The following is a 21,332-nucleotide window of genomic DNA, read 5'->3' as shown; positions in this document are numbered from 1 at the left end:
TGGCATATCTGTATTCCTATTATTGTTTCCTATTGTCCTGTCATCGCCGCATAAACATCTAAAATACCACCTGTGGCCACCATTCCATTTAAGCCGTCTATTTTTCTCGCTGAATTCAGGATTGCACTTCTCACACCGGAAAGCGGCAGATTCGGGTTGCAGGAATAAACCAAGGCTGCTGCTCCTGTTACCATCGGCGCCGCCATCGAGGTTCCCGACATAAAACCAAATGTATGATTGGGCAATGTACTTAATATCAGGCTGCCGGGTGCGGCGATATCCACGCTGGCCGCTCCATAGTTAGAACTTGCCGCCAGGGAGCCGTCAAACATCAGGTTCGCAACTGTAATGATATTTTCAGATGAATAGGAAGCCGGATATGCCGGCCGCCGGTCTATGTCATATCCACGCCCTGTTTCATCTCCATTTCCTGCCGACACCACAAATAGCATATTGGAATTCCGAATGAGCAATTCCAGTTCCTCATCATATTCCGGAGCTCCCATGCTGAGATTACAGATATCTGCTCCGTTCCTCTCTGCATAACGGATTGCTTCCTTTACTGCTGTGGTTCTTCCCCTTCCCTCTTCTGAACCGAGCACTTTGAGCACCATGATTTTCACATAGCTGCTGTCCGATATACCGGTAATTCCCCTGCCGTCCCACTTCCCGGCGATGGTTCCCGCCGCATGGGTTCCGTGCTCATCATCTGTTCCGTCAAACACTTGTGGACGATTGGTATAAAAATTCCATCCATTTACATCATCCACATAACCGTTAAGGTCATTGTCTATCCCATCATCAGGAATCTCATCCTCATTCACCCATATGGCATCCTGCAATTCAGGATGTCCGATGTCCACACCCGTGTCGATCAAAGCAATGGTGACCGGGCGCCGGTAGGAGGCTTGCGTATAAATATCCCATGCCGGTTCTATGCGGATATCCATTCCCTCCACGCCGTCCACATTCACAATGCTGCTTCCTGTTACTGTTCCGGGCCCGGCCGCTGTGGAATACGCCCCTCTTAACCGGCCGTCATTTTTTAGCGCCCACTGATATTGATAAAAAGAAAGCATATCATCCTGCAGATTGATTTCTGCAACAGGTGTGAACGATGATCGTGTCATAATCTCATCGCCAGCCGCAGCCTGGCTTAATCCTGGCTGAAAAGACAGGCTGATATACAAAACGCACATGAGCGCCGCTGTAACTTTTTTTCTATCCATGATGCTCCTTTCTCTTTCTTTCATCAAACATAACCGGCTTTAACAGCGCCGGCAGCGGTATGGATTGCAGAGAACCTCCGCAATCACTGGCACACCGTTTCCGGAAGTGTACCTTAAAAAAATAAATTATATCTCTCAAATTCCTAAACAATTTAAAAACAAACCTTACAATTTTTCTTTCAAGCCGATCTGCCTCATTCAACATGAAAACGATAGCCGGCTCCCCAGACCGTTTCGATTAATGGCCGCGTCAAAACATTTTTTTCCAATTTTTCCCGCAAGCGGTTTATATGTACGGTAACGGTTGCCGTATTCCCGGCGGCATCCATGCCCCAAATCCGGTCAAATAAAGTCTCTTTGGAAAATACGATGTTAGGATTTTCCGCCAAAAACAAGAGCAGTTCAAATTCTTTATTTGCAAGATTAATTTCCTCGCCCGCCAGAAATACCCGTCTTGCATCCGGCATGATAGTCAGGTTACGGATTGTGATCCCCTGTCCCCTCTGCTCATTCCTGTCCATTCCCTCATTCCCATCATGTACCAGCTCCACCTCAAAGCCGCTTGCCTCCGTGTCCTATGATAATTTCCCGCACCACCGCCAGTCCGATTCCGCTGCCCTCCCCGGCATGGCTTCTGGCATTATCCACCCGGTAAAAGCTTTCAAAAATCCGTTCCAGGCTGTCATCCGGAACACCCGGCCCGATTCGCCGGGATGTACCGCTAAAATACATACTGCTTTTGTTACAGTCCGGCCAACTTTTAGAGCACCCTCCTGATCACCTTGGGAGTCCGGTAATTCCATGTAGAAATACGGATTCCGGTTCTGCGGCTGGAGGCGTGAACCACCTGCCCGTTCCCGATATACATCGCCACATGGTTCACGGTTCCCGAGCCGTTGGCATAAAACACCAGATCCCCGGGCTGCATTTCAGAGGAACTCACCGCCGTTCCTGCCTGGGACTGGGCCTGGGAGGTTCTTGGCAGGGATACTCCAAAGTTTCTCATCACAGATAATACAAATCCCGAACAGTCCGCGCCGTTTGTCAGGCTGGTTCCGCCCCATACATACGGATTCCCCACAAATTGAACTGCATAATTGACAATCCGGCTCCGCAGGGAGGACTGTTCATTTGCCAGTTCCTCGAGAGGTGAAAACTTGATTGCCTCGGCTAGGGTATAACGAACCTCCGCATTTCCATCCTGAATCGATATGAAAGCGCCGTCAATCTCCTCTCCTTCGCCGCCGGAGTCCAGTTCTATCTGCGCCCAACCATCCAGCTGCTGCACCACATGATACCGTTCCTCCCTGGAAATCTGAGTCCAGATGCCGGAACCCGTGGAGGGCTCCGCTCTGACATTGAGCGTTTCCGTATTGACAATGGCCATCAGCTCTATGGATTGATATGCCAGATCCCTGGCTTCCTGCCCCACCGCGGTGTACTGGGGATCGGAAGTAATATAACCGTCGATTCCGCCGGACTGTATATGATACCAGCCATCCAGCGTCTCCAGGATTTCTCCCGCCGCGTAGCTTGGCATCTTTCCGATTACATTCCCGTTTCCCCGATCCTCCGGGGAGCTGCGTACATTTAAATAGTTATTGACTTTGGACACAACAAGCTGCCTGTACTGATTCAACGCAATGGTCTGCTGGTCCACAGGGCGGGCCTCCTCCAGCGCGTAGCGAACCTGAGCATACTCGGCCGATATATAACCCTCCTCTATCTGCAGCCAGCCTTCCTCTCTGGAAACAACGGGATAGCGCTCATCCTTCCATGCCTGTCCAACCACATTTGCATAATCGATAACGGGTTCACTCCTGATATTAAGACTTTCCGATGTGATGATAGCCATTTCCCCCATCATCATGAGAGCCTGCTCCCTTGCCGCCTCACCGCCCAGAAGAAACTGGCTGTGGACATAGCCTTCCACTTCCCCGGAGCGGATATGGTTCCACTCCCCCTCTGTCCCCAAAATGTCACATGCACCGTTTGAGGGCAGCCTTCCGATGATGGTTCCATCCTCCCCGGGCGACTCTCTGATATTTAAGGAATCTGAAACATTTGCAATGCCAAGATTCCCATAAGCCGTCAGCGCCCCCTCTCTCGCCTGCCGTATCTGATCATCCGCTGTCTCAGGCGGTATCTCTCCTTCACTTCCGCCGCCTTCATCTCCCTGTAATGGCTGCTCTTCATTTTCCTGGTAGGCAGCCTGTACTGCAATCCCTGCCTCCCCCTGGCTCCCGGAACGGTTATCTCCTGTTCGGTTCAGCATCCGTATGATAGAAATGGTTCCTGCCACCAGGATGGCGATTACGAGAACCGCGATGGTGATCTTCATTAAGGGAGAGCGTTCTTTTTTCTTTCGCTTCCGGCTTCCGCGGATACGCTCTTTACCGTGCTCCGATGATATGGGCTGATTCGTCCGTCTATTCTTTTTTCGATGTTTTTCCATGTTCTCACCTCTGTTTATGCTGGCGTATCACGCAGTCTCTAACTTACGATGAAGGTTTCCTTTCCCATGGCCACAAAAGTGGCGTGAGGTAAAACGCTTTCAAGAGTACTTTAATTTCTCTTTTTTACTTTGACTTACGGGAATATCTCATCTCACGCTTTTTTCCATTCTCTCTTTTGTCTCTTTCATATGGCTCACCTATCTCATGTTTAAGGCGGGAGTGTTCGTCCCCGACTGTCCTTCGATCAATTTCACAAAAATCAAAATAATATGCCGGACAGTCTGCTTCCATTCTATTTGGCAGCTCTGTCGGGCATATTATTTTAGGAGGTGTGGCAATTTCTCTGCCTATGAAGGCTGGCAATATATATAAGATAATCATACATTAGCACTTACATATAACATCCAGCTCACGAAAGTCTAAACATTTTCTAAACGGTGCTTACAATTTTCTGACAGCGCAAATCTTTTATGAATCGGCCGCATCCCTTACTGCCTGGATGCGTCCTTATCTCTCATACCGCAGCAGAACACCATTGCCCGGCAGCTCCCGCAGTTCTTTCAGCTTAAAGAATTTCGGAAAGCCGGTTACATCATCCGCTCCCACCAGCGTCAATGCATTTCTGTTTCCGTCTACAGCCGGGCCAATCACGACGCTGATTTCATCCACAAGATCATGACGCATGAATTCCGCATTGATCTGAGCGCCGCCGCACAGTACAAAGGTATCCACGTGGTAATCTTCTTTCAATTTTTCAAGAAACAGTTCCGGCTCAAAGTCCCTCTTGCCTGCAAATAAATACGGAATTTTCTTATCATCCAGATAAGCAAGAAACTCCGGTTTTACCTGTTCGGTCAGAACCTCCAGAACTACCTGCTTCATTCCGCCATACTCCATATGCGGCGACTGCGGCCGAAGCTTGCCAAACCGGTCAAAGGCAACCGAGAGAGAAGTATCCTGATCCAGTACCGCAGCCTTATCCGTATATGTAACAGACACACCCTTATATTTTTCAAAATCCACGTCATCGTCTGTCTGAAGCGTAGCCCGACCGCAGCCCATCGCACTGCCGTAGGCTGAAATCAAACGGTCGTATTCCTCTCCGACCAGTTCATAATCAGAATTACCGTCCCAGTCAATGACGATCTTTCCGTCAATCGTTGTCATCATATGGCAGATAACTTTTGCTCTTGATTTCATCTATTTTTCTCCATTCTTCCCGACAGATCTCTGTCAGGCCAATTTCTCATATTCATCATCCGATACCTGCCCGAACCATTCGCTGGTGCACTCATCACCGGGAACCTCTACCGCAATATGGCTAAACCAGGAATCTGCTTTTGCTCCATGCCAGTGTTTTACATTCGGCGGAATCGTAACAAAAGAACCCGCCTGCAGGCTGACAGCCTCATTTCCTTCCTCCTGATACCAGCCTTCTCCCGCGGTACAGATTAACATCTGCCCGCCGCCTGACTTTGCATGGTGGATATGCCAGTTATTCCGGCAGCCCGGCTCAAAGGTTACATTGGCAAGGAAAAGCGGCGTTTCACCCGGCTTTACCATCGGATTCAAATAAGAATTTCCGATAAAATACTGTGCAAATCCTGTATTTTCCTCGCCTTTTCCAAATACGTTCACTTTCTTAAATTCTGTTTCGTCCATGATCTTCATATATTGAGCCCTCACTTTTCTATTGAATTTTCTGTATCCATTTTTCTATATCAGCCGCCGGTGTTTTTAGTCTGTCCTCAGTAAATCTGATATTCATCCCCGCCTTAACCACCGAACCACGGCATGCGTTTTCGATGTCCTTGAATGTGTGACCGATCCAGCCTCCATTCGTTGCAAACGGATAAACCGTCTTGCCGGATAAATCGTTGGATTCAAGGAAGGTTTTTATCGCAGGCGCGAACGTATACCACCACACCGGCGTCCCAAGCACGACCGTGTCATACTCAGATAAGTCAACCTCCAGTTTTTTAATTTCCGGTGTGTACCCGCAGTTGACCTCATCCTGCCCCTGCGCTACCACTTGATTGTAATCATCACCATAAGGTACAACGGTATCAATTTGCGCAATATCACCTCCGGTTTTCTCATGTATCATTTCTGCAATTTTCTTTGTGTTTCCTGAATAGGAATAATACAGGGTTATTGTTCTCATGCTTCCTCTCCTTTCCTTATTTCTGTTGATGATCCCGGCTGTAACTGTCAGTACCACCTATTTACTTATATGATTTTACAACTTAGAGTTGACTTTAAGTCAAGTGTCTTTTCACTCCGCCATTCACTCCGCTATCCTTTCACTCCGCTATCCGCTATTTCAATCAGCATATCAACTGAATTCTCCAATGAACGAAAAACACTCAAATCCGACGTAACCAGCCATTTCCTGCTGGAGACTAGAAGATCTCGCCGAACGGGCTAACATAGGTGCCCGCTGCATAATGGCAATAGAAAATGAATGTCACGCTTATATCCCAGCCACCGCCCATTCATAATCCTGCACCGCCTGAAATAAATTCAGCTCTGCTGTCTTACAGTCTGTCTCTTTCCGAATATAGGACATTTCTTCCTGCAGATATTCCGCATAACTCAGCATTCCCATCGAGTATTTCGTCTGTGCATTCGACCAGGTGGATTTTGCGCCGGAAAAGCCGGTTGCTGCTGCTTCATACGCCTGTCTGGTCTGTATGATTTCTCCGTGCAGCCGCTGAACCTCTATTCGTATCTCTTTCTCCAACGCATCCACCTTTCGCTTTTTATCACGAATGCCTGAGCTGCCTCCATCCGAATTCGTTCTTCTCAAATTTATCATTTCCGAATTATTATTTACCGCCCGTTCCACGTCTTTTTCCAGTTCAATTGCGTCTATTTTTTGAAAATCAACATCCGGTAGCGCTCCGAATGTCATGCTCCCGTTTTCATCCACCCCAAGTAAGAGGCACAGGTTCTGATAAATTTGACTTTCGCTGTCCGCCAGAGATTCTAAAGAATTTCTGGCAGATGTCCAATTATTATATGCCGCCTGCACCGTCTGCCCGGTTGACAGTCCAGCCTTAAACTGAACTGTCTGATTATCATACAGGGCATGGTAAAGTTCTTCTGCCGTCCCCAAATAATTCTGCTGCAGACGAAGCGACTGCATAGAGATCATCAGGCTCTGTGCCGCACTGGTCAGCTGTCGTTCCAGAACGATCCTGTTTCGGTTAAAAGAATATTGATCCAATCTTTTTATGCTGTCATTGTAACTTTTTACTCCCGACCGATAAATTTCTTCCAATGTGCTGTTAGCAACGTAGTCCTCCATATTTCCGCTGTCTTCCGCATCTTCTTTGTCTCTGTGAGCGCTGTCCCTCTCGTTCCGCAGATAATCCCTTATTTCCGTATATTCCGTCCTGCTGTCCTCTGTCCCTGTTACAATTTCCCGGACAGATGAGTTATAGTAATAAATCAGACTGCCCAGCTCCCGGTATTCAATCACCGAATCCACACGTTCTTCTTCCGGTATCTGATATCCGTCCACGGCCTCATATAAGGCAGCTTCAGACAGTTCCTTTTCCCGTTCTTCCTGCCCCGGACCAGCAGCGGCAAATGCAGCCTGACTGTTCATACACAGCAGCACAGATAAACTGCAGGCCCACACAAAGAGATGGCGGCTGCTTCCGGTAATCCGTTTCTGCTTTCTGATCTTCATCTCTCAAACCACCTCTTTCTTACTCTGCGCTTGCCATTCCATTTACATTCCACCGATAAACTTCCAGTGCCTCCAGCAGATCCAGTTCTATGCTCCGGATGGCATACTGCTTTTCTGTAAAATCCGACCGGGCGGTTTCATAATCATAAGCAGTAATCATGCCCGCACTGTATTTTGCCCCTGCAAGCGCCAGATCCCGTTCTGACGCGGCCGCATCAGAAACCGCCTGCTCATAGGAACGCCGTGCCGACTGCAGGCTTTGCCATGCACCGGTCAGCGAGACACCTGCCTGACGGACATTTCCGTCGACCGTTCTCTGTATACTGGCCTTCTGATCTGCATTCAACGAATTCTCCAGCTTCTGCCGATTGATCCGAACGGTATAATTATTACCGATTGCAGCCTGTCTGTCCGCATCCAGGTCGATAGCATCCAGTTCCGGCATATCCGGCATCGGCGCATCGGTAAGCTCCGGCTGATCCGTACTGTTCCAGCCGCACATAACAATCAGCTTCTGCCTTGTATTCTCGATCTGCTGCTCCACCGCTGTCACCGTCTTTTCCTGTGTCATGACTTTTTCCTGTACTGCCAGAACTTCCGCATCGGTGAGAACCCCCGCCTGTCTCTGGACTTTCGCCAACTCCAAATTCTTTGCCAGTTGGTTTCGATCTTCCTGCGCGGTTAAAAGCTCCAGCTGTTTCCGGTAATATGATATAAAATATGACTGAGCCGACATAGCAAGACTTGCCTCTGCTTTGCAATAGGTCAGGTACATGATTCTGCTGTCTTCGATGTTATCATCTGCCTGTTCCCGAAGCTGGTCTGCCTGCTGCCGGAGCTGAAAATCACTGATCATTGCCACTCCGTCTTCCCCGGTCATACCGGCCTCTAAATCATCTGCCATATCCCGGTAGGCCTTCGCAATATCTTCTCTTGTCCTTCCGTACTCTTTCAGAAATTTCTGATACTCATATTGATTACTTTGAACTGTCGAATTGTACTCCTGAATCAGATCTGGAATCTCTTCATATTCCAAAACATCATCCTGCAGGCGGTTCCATTCGTCTTCGCTTCTTGCAAATTCCGGACTGGAGGCCAGCACTTTCATCGGCGTCAAAAGTGTCAATGCCATAGCAAGCGACAGGGCCGCAAGCTCATAAGCTTTGCTTTTTGAGGCCCCCCGCTGTTTATGCTTTTCAGCCGTTTCCACATAAAATCCTTTATAATTAAAGGCACACATATTACCCTTCCTCCTTTAACACTGATAACCCAACTTTAACATACCATTAATTTATTCCAACTATCCGTTACAAAAAGACACAAGCATTTACGGCTGGATTATGGCTGAGCACCTGATTTCTTTTTACTCATAATACTATAATAAACCGGCAGCATCAGGAGGCTTAACAGCGTGGAAGCCGTCAGGCCTCCGATATTTACGATGGCAAGCCCCTGTATCATCTGCCCGGAGTTTCCCAGTGCCAGGGCCATCGGCACCATCGATACAATTGTCGTCAACGTTGTCATGAGAATTGGCCGCAGACGGGTTGCTCCCGCTTCAATCAGCGCAGTATCCAAATCCATCGTAAGCCGATACTGAGATACTGTGTCAACATAGAGAATTCCCGCATTTACCACAGTCCCCACCAGCATCAGGAAGCCAAGAATCGACACCATGCCTAAATCACATCCGGTCAGATACATCAGTCCGAAGGAGCCAATCAGGGAGAATGGGATGGTCAGCATGACCATAACAGCATAACGGATTGATTCAAACTGGGAGACCAGCACAACAAAGATCAGGAATATAGCTGTCATGACGGCCGACACGAGAGAGCTCAATTCATCTCCCTGCATTTCCGCCGCCATACTGGAACCCATGCTCACGCCGGATGTCATGTGGGGCAGCACCGCCTCCCGGTTTAGAACGGACACATCGGTCTGACCGGCAGTCTCCGCATAATCTCCGGTAATTGTCACCTGATACTGTTTATTTTTTCTGGAAATAGATGCCGGACTGTCCTCGAAATGAACATCCGCCACCGCGTTTAGAGAAATGTAACTACCGCCCGGAAGCGTCAGCACCATCGTTTTAATCTGGTCCACAGTCCGGTATATCTCTTTGGGATAGCGCACCTTCACATCCACATCATTTCCGTTTACCGTCAACGTCGTGGGAACGGCTCCATTGGTCGCCTCGTACACACTGGCGCCGATTGTCGCGGGAGATATTCCCGCAGCCTTTGCTTTTACCGCATCTACCGACACGGCGAGAACCGGCGCGGAATTTTCCAGTGTTGAGTGGACTCTGGTGAGTTCCTCCCGTTTCATCAGCTCCTTCACGATTTCCGAAGATGCAGATTTCAGCTCTTCATAGTCGGTTCCCTGCAGAATCAATTCATAGCTGTCCATATCCATATTCATGGAAGCCGTCTGGGTATTTTCCTCCACGGTGATATTGCAGTCAGGTGTTTCGGAAAGCTGTCTATCCCAAAGCTTTACCACGTCTCTGGTTTTTGTCTTTCGTCCCGCCATCAGATAAGCGACAACTGACGCTTCTGAATCATTTTCTCCCATACTCGTAATATAGGATTCTAATTCCTCATAACCTGCAATCTGCTCCTCCACTGTGTTCAGAATCCGGGCCTGTTCCGCTGTCTTAAGTCCGGGCTGCATCTGTACCGTAATCAGCACCTGCCCCTGATCGTCGGAGCTAATCAGCTGTATACCCAATTTTGATGCCAGCAAGAACGAAAACACCAGAAAGAGAACGCAGAGCACCATAACCGTCTTACGCTTCGGGAGAATTCTTTTCATAACACGGCGGTATTCCTGCTGAAGCCGGTTAATCGGATGGGAAAAGGGAGCCTTTCGCTTCTCTTTTGGTCTATAAAGCATATAGCACAGCGGAACAATGGTGATAGCGGAGATTAACGAAGCCGCCATACAAAAACAAATCGTAAAGCCCAACGGCTTAAACATCTGCCCCGCCATGCCCCCTAAAAATGCCAGCGGCAGGAACACGACACAGGTGGTAAGTGTAGAACCGAATACCGACATTCCCACAATCCCGGTGCCTTCAAGTGCTGCCTGAGTATAACCGAGCAATCCCTTATCCTTTTCCTCAGAAACCCGGAAGCAGCTTTCCAGCACAACAATAGAGTTATCCACCATCATGCCAACGCCCATGGTCAAGGCCGCCATCGTAATCAAGTTCAAGGAAAAGTCCATGCATTTCATCAGGATCAGGGCCGCCAGAATGGAGAACGGTATGGAGCTGCCGACAATGGCAGATGCTTTTAAATCACCGAAAAACAGCCAGATCACGATCATGGAAATAATAACGGCCAGGACCAGCGTTTCCGCAACCGACATGATGGAATCCCGGACATCGTCCGCACTGTCGTTGACAATCACGATCTCCAGATCGGGATCGGACGCCGTCAGGCTTTCGACCACATCCGTCACCGCTGCGGAAAGCTCCGCTGCGGTAGAGCTCTGCTGCTTTGTCAGCATGACAGAAACGGTATCATGTCCGTCATAGTGTGCAATGCTGCCCTCTTCGTCATAGGTTGTGTATATGTTCGCCACATCTCCCAGATATACGACATTCTGTCCGGCTGCAGTGAGCGGAATATTTTTTAAGGTTTCTTCCGTTTCAAAATCCAGACGGGTGGATAGGGACAATTCCTTTCTGCCCATTTCTACAGAACCGCCCGGCATCGTTACGCTGGCCGCCGCAATATCCGCAGAAATAGACTGCAGAGACAAATGATATTGAGCCATGGCATCCGGAATTATTTCAATTTTTACATAATCCTCGCTTCCTCCGGCAATGCTGACCTCTGCCACATTAGAGATCTTTTCTAATTCCGGTACAATTTCATTATTAACATAGCTGTACTGGTTATCTCTGGCTTCATTGCTGACCGACAGGGTAATATCTGCCTGGGAGGAGGAATCCATCTCAATAATTACCGGTTCATTTGCTCCGGCCGGCAGTTCAGAAACCGCGGCATCCACCTTTTTCTTTAAATCATCATATGCCTCATCGATGTCCTGTCCGTAATCATACTGCACCATAACCATAGACATACTCTCTGATGATGTCGATGTTACATTTTTCACACCGCTTAAAGCACCAACTGCATCCTCGATCTTTTTACTTACCAGTTCATCCACATCCTCCGGATTCGCCCCTGAATAGACCGTTCGGATAATCAGCATAGGCATATTCATTTCCGGAGTGATTTCTGTTTTTGTATTCATAACAGACGAGAATCCAAATACAACCAGACAGAGTACCGCCATGATTGCGGTAAGAGGACGTTTTAGTACATATTTTGTCAAACCTGTCATTCTTCCTCTTCGCCTCCCGCCTGTTTGCGCTCCACTAAGGCGCCTTCATAAAGTTCGGGACTCCAGGTCACGATTACCTGGCTTCCATTTTCCAGTCCTGACCGGATCTCCATCTGTTCGGAATCATAAATTCCGGTTTCGATAAATATTTTATGTACGGTTCCATTATCATAAGTATATACATAAGGATTTCCATTTTCATAGTAGACCGCGTCCACCGGTACGGTCATCACTTGCTCGGCGCGTTCCGAGACAAAAGACATTTTTACCACTGAGCCGGTTGATAAAGGATTTTCCCCTTCTATTCTGCATTTTGTTTTATAAAGTCCATTTGATGAATCCGCCATCGTACTGATTTCATATATCAGTCCTCTATAAATACGGCCGTTTTTCTCCGCTTTGATTTCATCCCCAATCCGGACAGCATCCTTCATCTGTTCCGTCAATCCGGTGGAAATAACCTTATCTCCCTCACCGGAGATTACGCAAAGAGGGGCGGAAGGCGAAACCTTGTCAAATACTTCTGCGTCACAGCTCTCCACCACTCCATTAATCGGTGCGGTTATCTGGCTGTAGGAAACCTGATTTTCATAATTACGTCTTGCCTGTTCACAGGACAGACGTGCGCGCTCCGCTGTATTCACATAGCTTTCATATACCTGCTGTGAAATGCCTCCGCTGCTGTACAGTACCTGCTGCCTTGTCAGCTCCGTCTGTGCTTCCTTCAATGCCAGTTCAGCGGTTTCCAGTGTATTTCTATAACTCTCTACCTGCTTTGTGTCAATGACACAGAGCAGCTGTCCCCGGGCAACGATGTCCCCTGCCTTTATGGAAACATCCGTTACCGTACCAGTCACCTCAGGATAGATATAAATGACCTCTTCCGGCTCCACCGTTCCGGTCAGATCTGTAGTTAAGTAAATGCTGCCTATATGAGGCTGAACCGTCTCCACATTTGGCAAAGCTGCTGCTTCTGCCTCCTCCGTATGGCGAAACAATCCGCACCCAAGCACTACAACAAAAGCGGCTGCCACAACTGCACCGGCAATTAAAACCTTCTTTTTCATAATTTTCCCTTTCTATAAACCTATTTATAAATGTCTGGATTAACGCTTATCCGCTATATGGATTCTATCAATTCATTGTTTGAATTATAATCGAATATTGTTTGAGTTTTATTAATTGTCATCTTAAGCTGCCGTAATCCAACTCCTTGTTGTTATCATTCTATCCTTTCCTTATTTGATATTAATTTGAATATTGCTTTAATAAAGCAGACCGAATAACAGGAGGATTCAAATGTACCTATCGTTATTTTTATGGCATATTACTCTCTATTAAAAATATATATAATTTTTTCTTTCCCCATACTAGAAAGAATAGAAAGCGCAACAGGAAATACAATCAATCCAATGATCCCACAAACATAGATATAAGTGTTGCCAACGGATGAAGTCCTATCTGTTTGCCTACAATTTTAGGCTCCAATATATTACGAATGGCTGTAATAACAACATAAAGAATCAACAGTCCCAGGCCCACAGGAAAATTTCCCAGCAGACACATAATCGCCGCACAAAAAAACCTGCCCAAAACGGCTTCCATTGCCAATTTGAGACAGGTTTTATACTTTATAACTGATTAGCTTTCCTCCAGCAACAGTTTTTTTTGCTTGTCTGCGGAATATATCATATAGATTCCAACAAAAGATACAATCACGCAGACAGCTGCCCCTGAAATTCCATTCAGCCTTCTTGGATCCAGCACTCCGTCGCTAAAAGAAACAAGCATCGCAGTCTGCAGGGATAACATGGACACCAGCGCATCCGCATAACCAATATTACGGACAGCCACCAAAAGCGGCGATTTCAGTCGTTTCGCTTTTACCATATGTATGACTGACATAATAATTTTGTAAAAAGTATAGGCTGCAACCGCAAAAACCAAAGTTCCCGGATAGCTTTTTCCACCTTCACTATGTACCAGAAGAAGCACCGCTCCATCTAATACAATCGTATTCATTAACATTAAAATACCAATATTACGGTATATCCGGATCTCTCTCAGCTTTAGTTTTCTGTCAGTCTGCTTGTCTGATATCTTCCAGCCATATCGAATCAACCCAAACCTCATTACACTTAAAACCAAGTAATAGGCAGAAAGAGTTCCCAGCCATGCTGAATGCTGAAACCAGCCAAAAATACCATTACTGATTGCATAGAAAACATTAATCAGAAATGAAAATGTCGTAAACAGGACAGTACGGTAGTGATAATCTCCGTAAATCCGATCTGCCAAAGCATACTTATCCCTCACATCCTTGACCATTTTTTTTATTCCTACTGTCAGATCGTAATACAAATAATAACCGGATAACAGTACCCCACAACCAGCTGCCACATAGATGGCCATGTCAGCCGCATCTCCTAAATGGCTCCCCATTGTCTCCAGCAGGGAACATGCACTGCATAGTACAGTAACGCCATAGAGCATCAGACGGAATCCCCCAGAAAGTCTCGGCAGTTCAAACTTTTTATTACTTTTTTCCGGCAAGTTTAGTTTCATATTCTGCCCCCATTTCAAACAACTACCACTAGATTGCCATTCCTGTTCTCTGTTCTTTTTTATAGAGTATCACAATAAACAATACCCCTATCACATCCGTAATCGCCTGTGCTCCGTAAATAGCCGGCATACTGAATGCCGGTTTCACTATTGCCGGAAGTATTAAAAGAAATGGTACATACAGGCATTTACTGAATGCTGATACAAAAAGAGATTGCTTTTTCATTCCTCTGGCAACAAAGGACTGGATGAGCGTAGACTGCACTCCGGCAAATATCATACCAAAGATATAGATTCTGATCAGATTCATAGAAACTCCGATCACATCTCCGCTTTCTGTGAACATCTGGGAAAATCTTCCCGGCACCACCATCATAAATAGCCACAAAACTGCAGCGTAAGCGGTCGTTATCAAGATGGAACATTTAATGGCCTGACGGACACGTTCATGCTTTCCCGCTCCAAAGTTATAGCTAATGACAGGCTGAAGCCCCTGACAAAACCCGTTAATTGGCTGTCTGATGAAGGAAGAGGTCACTGTAACAATCGTTCCGACTGAAATGGCAAGTGTCGCTCCATCCATTGCATACCCCGTCAGTGCCGTTGCACCATATTTCTTAAGGGAATAATTTAAAATAATATTGACAATACTCTCCGCTCCTGTCGTTATAAAATTTGAAATCCCCAAAGATACGATTACTTCCAAGTGTCGTTAAATCCGGAATCATATTTGATTTTCTGATACGGATCAATGAATGAGGAGACACAAGATACCCAATGACCCATATTGACGAAACCATCTGCCCGATTACGGTCGCCCATGCCGCTCCCGCAACTCCCATATCCAAAACAAGAATAAATACTGCGTCTAATACGATGTTAATCACTGCGCCCATGATGACACTTATCATGCCGACAAATGTTTTTCCCTGGGTATTGATAAATATATTCATACCGGTAATCAGCATGGAAAACGGGATTCCAACACAGATAATTCGCACATAGGTGAGTGCATAGGGAAGATTGGTTTCTGTAGCGCCAAACAGAGGCAAAATCTGTTCTCCAAAAAAATACAGACAAACGCTGAACAATACTCCTGCCGCCACCAGAGGAAGAAAGCAGTAACCAAGATATTTCTCTGCCTTTTTCTTATCCCCAGTCCCAAGTGCAATGGCTGCCTGGGGAGCACCTCCTCCTCCGAATAGCAGGCTGACTGCCATAAATATAATATTGACAGGCAGATAAATTCCTACACCACCCAGAGCTACGGCTCCGATACCCGGTATTCTTCCTACAAAAATACGGTCAACAATATTATAGAGCATACTGACAAGCTGTGCGACCACCATAGGGACTGCAGTCCGCACCACTAATTTATTAATATTACCTTGTGATAAATCTATTCCTTTCATTTCTGCACACTTTCATCATTTTCACCATACGAAAAGTGCAGGTTACTTTATCAGTTCATTGGTAAGTTCCATAACTTTTGGTGCTAATTTTTCCCGCTGTTTTTTTGTAATACGTACATACAGCGGATAGGTCGCCCCAATTCCTGCAAGCCCTATCACTCCGATCACAATGCCTGGAATGAATAGAGTATCCGCCCATACCATAGTGCAGCACATACCAATTCCCAATACCAGTGCGCTGACAATGCCTAAAATAAGTGAAAAAATCGTACCCTTTTTTGTAGCGCTTTCATCCAGTTTTCTCAGCTGTTCAATCTTATTTTCCTCTGGCGGAATGTATTTTCGGCGAATATTTTTAATTTCTTCCTGCTCTCCCGCAGAATACGTATATATAAATTTCTTTTCGTTTTCTTCCATAATATAGAAACCTCCTATGATTTCTTAAGATGTACCGTAAAGGTACTTCCCTTTCCTAATTCGCTTTCAACAGAAATATCGCCCCCGACAATATCCACCACCCGTTTTACCAGCGCAAGACCCAGACCATTCCCTTGTGTTGCATGGGAACCATCTGCCTGATAAAATTTCTCAAAGATCCGTTTTCCTACCTCGCTGCTGATTCCACATCCTGTATCCCAGATTTTAATTACTGCCATATGATCCTCTGTTTTCATGCTGATCCCAATCTGTCCGCCGGGCGGTGTGAATTTTATGGCATTGGACAAAAGATTATTCCAGACCAGACTTAACAGCTCTGCGTCAGATTTTACCTTTACCCGTTCCTCCAGCTCTACCACCACATCCAGATTCTGCCGTTCCAGCACCTCATCCAGGTTTAAAATACACTCTGACAGCTGTGTGTCTAAGTCAAACTCCTCTGTTTCTGGAAATATCTGTTGATTTTCCAGCTTATTAAGCTTTAGAATATTTGTAATCAGCCCTGTCAGTCTACGGCAGGCATCGACAATTGTTCCTGCATACTCTTTCTTTTGTTCTTCCGAAAGGTCTTCTGTCTGCAGTAAAGAAGCATAATTCTGCATCGCTGACAGTGGTGTCTTAATTTCATGAGATACATTGGAGATAAAATCAGTCCTCAGCGTTTCCACACTGGATAATTCCTCCGCTATCCGGTTAAAATTTTCAATCAGTACATCAAGCTGATTCCTGCTGTCATACCCATGGGAAAGGGGAATCCGCACAGAAAAATCACCTTCTATCAAGGTCTGTGAAGCCTTTAACAGACGTTTCATGGGATACTCCAATGTTATTTTATGGTATATTCCATCTAAAACGGTAATGATAAGACTGATTAATACCACATTTGCCGCGGTCAGCTTACCGCTTTCGTAAACACTTCCATAATCCACTTCCAAATGACTCAAAAACAGCAGTAAGCAGCAAGTAATTGCAAAAGCAATCAGGAGAAAATAAAATATATAAGACCGTATGGAAAACAAGCTTCTTTTGTAGCGGAGTTCCGCTCGTTTCTCATTCATTGCAGCACCGCCTTATACCCAAGCCCACGGACAGTTTTGAGTTGAAAACCATCACAATCGGAAAACTTTTTACGGATCCCCGTGATATATACATCAACCGCCCGCAGCCCGATGTCACTTTCCACCCCCCAGAATTCATCCATCAGCTGCCCTCTGGAAAATGTTTTATTGGGATAGGAAAGCAGCTTATACAGGATATTAAACTCCCTGGTCGTAACTGCGATCTCTGTCTGATCCACAACGGCAGTCACCGCATCAGCATCCAGCACCAGATTGCCAATGGTCAGTTTCCGTTCCATTTCAATGTTGGCCCGGCGCAAAAGGGCACGCACGCGCAGAAGCAGCTCCTCAACTTCAATCGGTTTTACCATGTAATCATCAATCCCGAACTGAAATCCCTTCTGCTTGGAAGATAAATCATCCTTTGCCGACATGAACAGAATGGGAATTGTCTTATTCACCTGCCTGACTGATTTTGCAAATTCAAACCCATCAATCCCCGGCATCATAATATCCGATATAATCAAATCATAAATACTGTTGTACATTTCATCATAGGCATCCTGGGCATTTAAGCAGCCTTTTGCCATAAAACCGCTGTTATTCAAATAAGAACAGACAAACTGATTCAACCCGGAATCGTCCTCCACAATTAAGATATGGATCATAGTAATTTCTCCTTCCATCATACACGTATAGCATAACTTCTGCCTAGAGTATACCATACCAATTGTTTGAGAATTATTAAAATTTCTTTTCCCTTCCGTCCACTGACTGTAGGAAAATCGACTTACCTGACATCTGTTCAATCGACCGCATCCCCCTATTCATCTCCTGATAGGCACAAAACTTATCGGACAGATTCACCAGTACTGCCTCTCTTGATTTCGGCATCTCAGAAAATGGTAAAGGCCACATATGACTGTTTATGATATTTTCCGTTTTTCTATCCAGTATAAAATGCTCCCTGGCGTTTCTTACGGCAAGAAAAAAACTATATACCGCGACATTGTGACTGTGCTGAAAACAATTATTTGTTCCATGCTGCGGATATTTTTTCATTTCCTGGAGGTTTGGATTTTCCTCCATTTGTTTTAATAAGTCAAAATAAATTTCTTTTCTCCTAATGTCCAAGCCGCCATCTCCCCATAATCATTCTATCATTGCTTCTTAGCAATAATTCTTTTCCTGATGCCGTTCCCAGAATGTTTTAACACAATATACAACCAGACCAATCATAGAAATACATGCCACTGCCTTCAGAATTGTTTTCATAATTTTGCTCACTTTCTTATTTGCACTCAAAAGTTACTATGATGATACTATACCTCCCTTTTGTTTTAGATTGATTCGAGTATTGTTTGAATCATATTAATTATGACATGTCTTATTTTTACCCAATGGTAATATCAGTCCTCTTCAGCTTTTCATATAAAATATCTTCCACAAACACTCCTCCTATACTCCCAGCTCTTCCATTACCTGCCTGACCGTCTGTATCCGTTTAATCTGTCCTACTTTTGCACTGCAAAAGATCAACCCGTTTTCCACATCTCCCTTAACCGCATTAATTAAAGCCTGGGATATACAATATTTTGCGGTTGTTGGGTTATGGCGTCGCATTCTTCTGTCGCTATAAAGCGTGTCCCAACCTGCACACCATCCGCTCCCAAACTTAAAAAGTGTTCTTTATCCTGTGATGTGAAGACACCGCCTCCAATAAATAATGGAATTTCGAACTGCCGCTTGTTTTAAGGAAACTGGATTTTCTTCTGCTCCCGGTACAATACCCTCAAAATCAAAATAAGATAAACAAGACAAAATTAGATTGTCCACCTCATTAAAAGGTGCTTCTAACCATGTTAAGTCCCCCCTCCAATGCAGATAAGAAATTATATTTCCCAAAAAATCCCCTCTGTTTCTCAGTTTTTATAAACTTTTGTTGTCCAATAATTCTTTCTGTAAATCAATCTGATCTATATCAAATCTGATGCAAGTAAAGCTACCGCTTCCGGATTTCTCAAAACCGGATATGCTCTCTTCGCTCTTTACTTCCAAACAGGCAAATGTTTCCTGATCAACCGCATACTGATATCTTTGTTCAAAGTTAGCAAATTTTATAGAGATCGAATAAATATCACAAGTTCTTCCCGCAACAGATGCCTGCCCGGTTGGTGTGTTCTCCAGGGTAAGCCTGGATTTTTCTACATACTCCTTAAATCCATTTGTCGCTTCCTTTACATATTCAAGCTGATATTTATCATTACCCCGTCTTACAAATTTTCCTTGCTCCGGCTGATAGAGAACGTAATTCTGACCCTCAAGCATGAACAAATATTCCTACTCCGCTTTGTAATCTGTTTTATGGCGCATGTCATGCATTGTTCTGAAATCAATGGAGAGTACCAGCCCCTCCAAATATTGATTATTCACTATCATATATTTTACGCAAAGATTAAGTTCAGGTTTGGAAATCCACCGCTTACATTCCAAACAGCAAACATAATAACCAAAGCAATCACAAACGTAATTGCGCCTGTAATATAACGTTTATTTCCCTCCAATCTCCCCTTTGCAAATCGACTCGGAAGTAACAGGAGTGTAACGGAAATAGCCAAAAAAAATGTGGCTGCAAATACCATTGCCGATCCGATCCCCAGCGGAATATTTACAAAAAATAAAATTACAGACCCTATAATCCCAATCAGGCCTATGGACCAAGATAAATACTTAGTTCCTATTAACAGCCAGTCAATACTTTCAAATAATTTCATAAATAATCTCCTCTCATTTTATGTTTTCTGTACCTGTCTTATATAAGTATTTGTTTCCCCATTCACCTCCCCTCTGTTAATCATGTTGATAGATTACCATGTCTATATTTTGATACTATTCGAGTTTTGTTTGAGAATAATTAATTACTCTTCTACATTTAAAGTTGAACGCACCGACTCAATATGTTACTTCTTACTGGAAATACCAATAATCGAATTAAAAAGACCGAATCACAAAGATATAATTCTCTGTAATTCGGTCTGTATTCTATTAATATCTATTTGCATTATTTACTCTCGTGTTTATAGTTAGGATGTGCAGCATGTTTCTCTTCTGCTGCCTTTTTGGCCGCTTCTCGGGCATCCTGTGCCTCTGTCATGCGCAGTTTTGCCTCCTCGATTGATTCCACATCCTTTGTTAAAAATGATTCCACAAATTTATCCGTCACTTTTGTAAAACTGCCAACTACGCCATCTTCCATTTTCTGATAGCCTTGGACAACGCCTTCCTCTATTTTCTTATAACCACTAACTACGCCCTCTGCAATCTTCTCATTTACTTCAACCAGCTTTGATTTAGCCATTTTTATAATCTCCTTCTAATTTTAGTATTTTTATTTAACCTCATTATAACAATTACAATTGCTGCGATTCACTAAGGTAGCTGATAAAGCAGTCAAAATACGGAATCATGTTTTTCATCCCCCATGTGTACATTGTTTATTGCGTTGAGTTATACTATTTTACATATATAACCATATCTATTGTTCCGCAATTTTTTCCCTAATCGAATTCTGGTAACATGCGAGCTCCTGCACAGAGTTCTCTTCCAATGATAAGATTTGAATTTTCATCTTGTTTCATCCTATTAAATTCAAGATTATTATCTGAACAGATTTTTTAAACCTTTCATAGTTTTCTATTTTAATCCCTTGCAGATTGGAATTAAACACATCAGTAAGACGATACCAATAATTCCTACTATGATACCAGATACAAGCATACCCCACACCATTGTTAAACACATGCCAATTCCTAGTGCTAAAGCTCCAACAATACCAAGTGTTATGGTACCAAGCACTTTTGCATTTAACTTGATTGCAGGTTTCCCTTCCATTTTACGTCGAACAACCATCATTGCTAGCAGCACAACTAATCCTACGGCAGAAATTACAATGCCTTGAGAAAATGCGTTCCATTCAGGCAACATACACATGCACATACCAACTGCGAACAAAATACCGCCGACAGTTCCCATAATTAGTGATACAAAATTTTTCTTCTCCATACTAAATTTCCTCCAATATTTTTAATGGTTTGTCACTTGATATTTGTATTCTATCT

The 21,332-nt window shown here is 44.8% G+C and carries 23 protein-coding genes; all 23 read right to left on the bottom strand.

Going from position 1 to position 21,332, the window contains the following annotated elements; genetic code table 11:
• Positions 1-29: 29 nt before the first annotated feature.
• The gene (locus EJL91_RS18140; protein WP_243125453.1) at positions 30-1,229 is read right to left on the bottom strand and encodes a S8 family peptidase; all 1,200 of its coding nucleotides are present in this window, start codon (positions 1,227-1,229) and stop codon (positions 30-32) included.
• 194 nt (positions 1,230-1,423) lie between these two features.
• Positions 1,424-1,780: a winged helix-turn-helix domain-containing protein gene (locus EJL91_RS18135; protein WP_479723356.1), complete on the bottom strand. Its 357-nt coding sequence runs from the start codon at positions 1,778-1,780 to the stop codon at positions 1,424-1,426.
• 1 nt (position 1,781) lies between these two features.
• Positions 1,782-1,961: an ATP-binding protein gene (locus EJL91_RS25160; RefSeq protein ID WP_125143386.1), complete on the bottom strand. Its 180-nt coding sequence runs from the start codon at positions 1,959-1,961 to the stop codon at positions 1,782-1,784.
• 28 nt (positions 1,962-1,989) lie between these two features.
• Positions 1,990-3,684, bottom strand: a complete 1,695-nt coding sequence (locus EJL91_RS18125) for a C40 family peptidase (protein ID WP_243125451.1) — start codon at positions 3,682-3,684, stop codon at positions 1,990-1,992.
• A gap of 508 nt (positions 3,685-4,192) precedes the next feature.
• Complete coding sequence (locus tag EJL91_RS18120; protein ID WP_125143385.1) at positions 4,193-4,885, bottom strand: dihydrofolate reductase family protein; 693 nt, start codon at positions 4,883-4,885, stop codon at positions 4,193-4,195.
• Between the two features lie 33 nt (positions 4,886-4,918).
• Positions 4,919-5,356: a cupin domain-containing protein gene (locus EJL91_RS18115; protein ID WP_125143384.1), complete on the bottom strand. Its 438-nt coding sequence runs from the start codon at positions 5,354-5,356 to the stop codon at positions 4,919-4,921.
• A gap of 19 nt (positions 5,357-5,375) precedes the next feature.
• A complete protein-coding gene (locus EJL91_RS18110) occupies positions 5,376-5,849 on the bottom strand; it encodes a flavodoxin (protein WP_125143383.1) in 474 nt (157 codons plus the stop codon).
• Between the two features lie 309 nt (positions 5,850-6,158).
• Positions 6,159-7,382, bottom strand: coding sequence for a TolC family protein (locus EJL91_RS18105; protein WP_125143382.1), 1,224 nt, complete (start codon positions 7,380-7,382; stop codon positions 6,159-6,161).
• A gap of 19 nt (positions 7,383-7,401) precedes the next feature.
• Entirely contained in the window at positions 7,402-8,622 is a 1,221-nt protein-coding gene (locus EJL91_RS18100; protein WP_125143381.1) for a TolC family protein, read from the bottom strand.
• A 98-nt stretch (positions 8,623-8,720) separates the two neighbouring features.
• Positions 8,721-11,741, bottom strand: coding sequence for an efflux RND transporter permease subunit (locus EJL91_RS18095; protein WP_125143380.1), 3,021 nt, complete (start codon positions 11,739-11,741; stop codon positions 8,721-8,723).
• Complete coding sequence (locus EJL91_RS18090) at positions 11,738-12,808, bottom strand: efflux RND transporter periplasmic adaptor subunit (protein ID WP_125143379.1); 1,071 nt, start codon at positions 12,806-12,808, stop codon at positions 11,738-11,740. Before EJL91_RS18090 ends, EJL91_RS18095 begins: the two co-directional genes overlap by 4 nt.
• A 337-nt stretch (positions 12,809-13,145) precedes the next feature.
• Positions 13,146-13,307 carry an AI-2E family transporter gene (locus EJL91_RS25000; RefSeq protein WP_243125484.1) on the bottom strand — a complete coding sequence of 54 codons (162 nt, stop codon included), beginning with the start codon at positions 13,305-13,307 and terminating at the stop codon, positions 13,146-13,148.
• 75 nt (positions 13,308-13,382) lie between these two features.
• Positions 13,383-14,306 carry a hypothetical protein gene (locus EJL91_RS18080; RefSeq protein WP_125143378.1) on the bottom strand — a complete coding sequence of 308 codons (924 nt, stop codon included), beginning with the start codon at positions 14,304-14,306 and terminating at the stop codon, positions 13,383-13,385.
• Positions 14,307-14,334: 28 nt separating this feature from the next.
• Entirely contained in the window at positions 14,335-14,889 is a 555-nt protein-coding gene (locus tag EJL91_RS18075) for an MATE family efflux transporter (protein ID WP_125143377.1), read from the bottom strand.
• 34 nt (positions 14,890-14,923) lie between these two features.
• Positions 14,924-15,718: an MATE family efflux transporter gene (locus EJL91_RS18070; RefSeq protein ID WP_125143376.1), complete on the bottom strand. Its 795-nt coding sequence runs from the start codon at positions 15,716-15,718 to the stop codon at positions 14,924-14,926.
• Between the two features lie 42 nt (positions 15,719-15,760).
• The gene (locus EJL91_RS18065) at positions 15,761-16,135 is read right to left on the bottom strand and encodes a hypothetical protein (protein WP_125143375.1); all 375 of its coding nucleotides are present in this window, start codon (positions 16,133-16,135) and stop codon (positions 15,761-15,763) included.
• A gap of 14 nt (positions 16,136-16,149) precedes the next feature.
• Positions 16,150-17,214, bottom strand: coding sequence for a HAMP domain-containing sensor histidine kinase (locus tag EJL91_RS18060; protein WP_125143374.1), 1,065 nt, complete (start codon positions 17,212-17,214; stop codon positions 16,150-16,152).
• Entirely contained in the window at positions 17,211-17,882 is a 672-nt protein-coding gene (locus EJL91_RS18055; RefSeq protein ID WP_125143373.1) for a response regulator transcription factor, read from the bottom strand. Before EJL91_RS18055 ends, EJL91_RS18060 begins: the two co-directional genes overlap by 4 nt.
• A gap of 903 nt (positions 17,883-18,785) precedes the next feature.
• Positions 18,786-18,935, bottom strand: a complete 150-nt coding sequence (locus EJL91_RS25405; protein ID WP_243125483.1) for a nitronate monooxygenase — start codon at positions 18,933-18,935, stop codon at positions 18,786-18,788.
• Between the two features lie 208 nt (positions 18,936-19,143).
• The gene (locus tag EJL91_RS18040) at positions 19,144-19,542 is read right to left on the bottom strand and encodes a hypothetical protein (protein WP_125143371.1); all 399 of its coding nucleotides are present in this window, start codon (positions 19,540-19,542) and stop codon (positions 19,144-19,146) included.
• Between the two features lie 116 nt (positions 19,543-19,658).
• Positions 19,659-19,988, bottom strand: a complete 330-nt coding sequence (locus tag EJL91_RS18035) for a hypothetical protein (protein WP_125143370.1) — start codon at positions 19,986-19,988, stop codon at positions 19,659-19,661.
• 287 nt (positions 19,989-20,275) lie between these two features.
• Positions 20,276-20,572: a hypothetical protein gene (locus tag EJL91_RS18030; RefSeq protein WP_125143369.1), complete on the bottom strand. Its 297-nt coding sequence runs from the start codon at positions 20,570-20,572 to the stop codon at positions 20,276-20,278.
• A gap of 335 nt (positions 20,573-20,907) precedes the next feature.
• A complete protein-coding gene (locus tag EJL91_RS18025) occupies positions 20,908-21,276 on the bottom strand; it encodes a hypothetical protein (protein ID WP_125143368.1) in 369 nt (122 codons plus the stop codon).
• Between the last annotated feature and the right edge of the window lie 56 nt (positions 21,277-21,332).

Origin of the sequence: Clostridium transplantifaecale (genome assembly GCF_900626075.1) — a bacterium.
Taxonomy (GTDB): Bacteria; Bacillota; Clostridia; order Lachnospirales; family Lachnospiraceae; genus Otoolea; species Otoolea transplantifaecalis.
Note: the sequence above shows the minus strand (reverse complement) of the source record. Positions and strands in the feature narration are given on the sequence as shown.

What these genes read in the sequence shown, in the direction of transcription:
- EJL91_RS18140 (WP_243125453.1), bottom strand. Translation starts at nt 1,229, where the DNA reads ATGGATAGAAAAAAAGTTACAGCGGCGCTCATGTGCGTTTTGTATATC.
- EJL91_RS25160 (WP_125143386.1), bottom strand. Translation starts at nt 1,961, where the DNA reads ATGTATTTTAGCGGTACATCCCGGCGAATCGGGCCGGGTGTTCCGGAT.
- EJL91_RS18125 (WP_243125451.1), bottom strand. Translation starts at nt 3,684, where the DNA reads ATGGAAAAACATCGAAAAAAGAATAGACGGACGAATCAGCCCATATCA.
- EJL91_RS18120 (WP_125143385.1), bottom strand. Translation starts at nt 4,885, where the DNA reads ATGAAATCAAGAGCAAAAGTTATCTGCCATATGATGACAACGATTGAC.
- EJL91_RS18115 (WP_125143384.1), bottom strand. Translation starts at nt 5,356, where the DNA reads ATGAAGATCATGGACGAAACAGAATTTAAGAAAGTGAACGTATTTGGA.
- EJL91_RS18110 (WP_125143383.1), bottom strand. Translation starts at nt 5,849, where the DNA reads ATGAGAACAATAACCCTGTATTATTCCTATTCAGGAAACACAAAGAAA.
- EJL91_RS18105 (WP_125143382.1), bottom strand. Translation starts at nt 7,382, where the DNA reads ATGAAGATCAGAAAGCAGAAACGGATTACCGGAAGCAGCCGCCATCTC.
- EJL91_RS18100 (WP_125143381.1), bottom strand. Translation starts at nt 8,622, where the DNA reads ATGTGTGCCTTTAATTATAAAGGATTTTATGTGGAAACGGCTGAAAAG.
- EJL91_RS18095 (WP_125143380.1), bottom strand. Translation starts at nt 11,741, where the DNA reads ATGACAGGTTTGACAAAATATGTACTAAAACGTCCTCTTACCGCAATC.
- EJL91_RS18090 (WP_125143379.1), bottom strand. Translation starts at nt 12,808, where the DNA reads ATGAAAAAGAAGGTTTTAATTGCCGGTGCAGTTGTGGCAGCCGCTTTT.
- EJL91_RS25000 (WP_243125484.1), bottom strand. Translation starts at nt 13,307, where the DNA reads ATGTGTCTGCTGGGAAATTTTCCTGTGGGCCTGGGACTGTTGATTCTT.
- EJL91_RS18080 (WP_125143378.1), bottom strand. Translation starts at nt 14,306, where the DNA reads ATGAAACTAAACTTGCCGGAAAAAAGTAATAAAAAGTTTGAACTGCCG.
- EJL91_RS18075 (WP_125143377.1), bottom strand. Translation starts at nt 14,889, where the DNA reads ATGGATGGAGCGACACTTGCCATTTCAGTCGGAACGATTGTTACAGTG.
- EJL91_RS18070 (WP_125143376.1), bottom strand. Translation starts at nt 15,718, where the DNA reads ATGAAAGGAATAGATTTATCACAAGGTAATATTAATAAATTAGTGGTG.
- EJL91_RS18065 (WP_125143375.1), bottom strand. Translation starts at nt 16,135, where the DNA reads ATGGAAGAAAACGAAAAGAAATTTATATATACGTATTCTGCGGGAGAG.
- EJL91_RS18060 (WP_125143374.1), bottom strand. Translation starts at nt 17,214, where the DNA reads ATGAATGAGAAACGAGCGGAACTCCGCTACAAAAGAAGCTTGTTTTCC.
- EJL91_RS18055 (WP_125143373.1), bottom strand. Translation starts at nt 17,882, where the DNA reads ATGATCCATATCTTAATTGTGGAGGACGATTCCGGGTTGAATCAGTTT.
- EJL91_RS18040 (WP_125143371.1), bottom strand. Translation starts at nt 19,542, where the DNA reads ATGCTTGAGGGTCAGAATTACGTTCTCTATCAGCCGGAGCAAGGAAAA.
- EJL91_RS18035 (WP_125143370.1), bottom strand. Translation starts at nt 19,988, where the DNA reads ATGAAATTATTTGAAAGTATTGACTGGCTGTTAATAGGAACTAAGTAT.
- EJL91_RS18030 (WP_125143369.1), bottom strand. Translation starts at nt 20,572, where the DNA reads ATGGCTAAATCAAAGCTGGTTGAAGTAAATGAGAAGATTGCAGAGGGC.
- EJL91_RS18025 (WP_125143368.1), bottom strand. Translation starts at nt 21,276, where the DNA reads ATGGAGAAGAAAAATTTTGTATCACTAATTATGGGAACTGTCGGCGGT.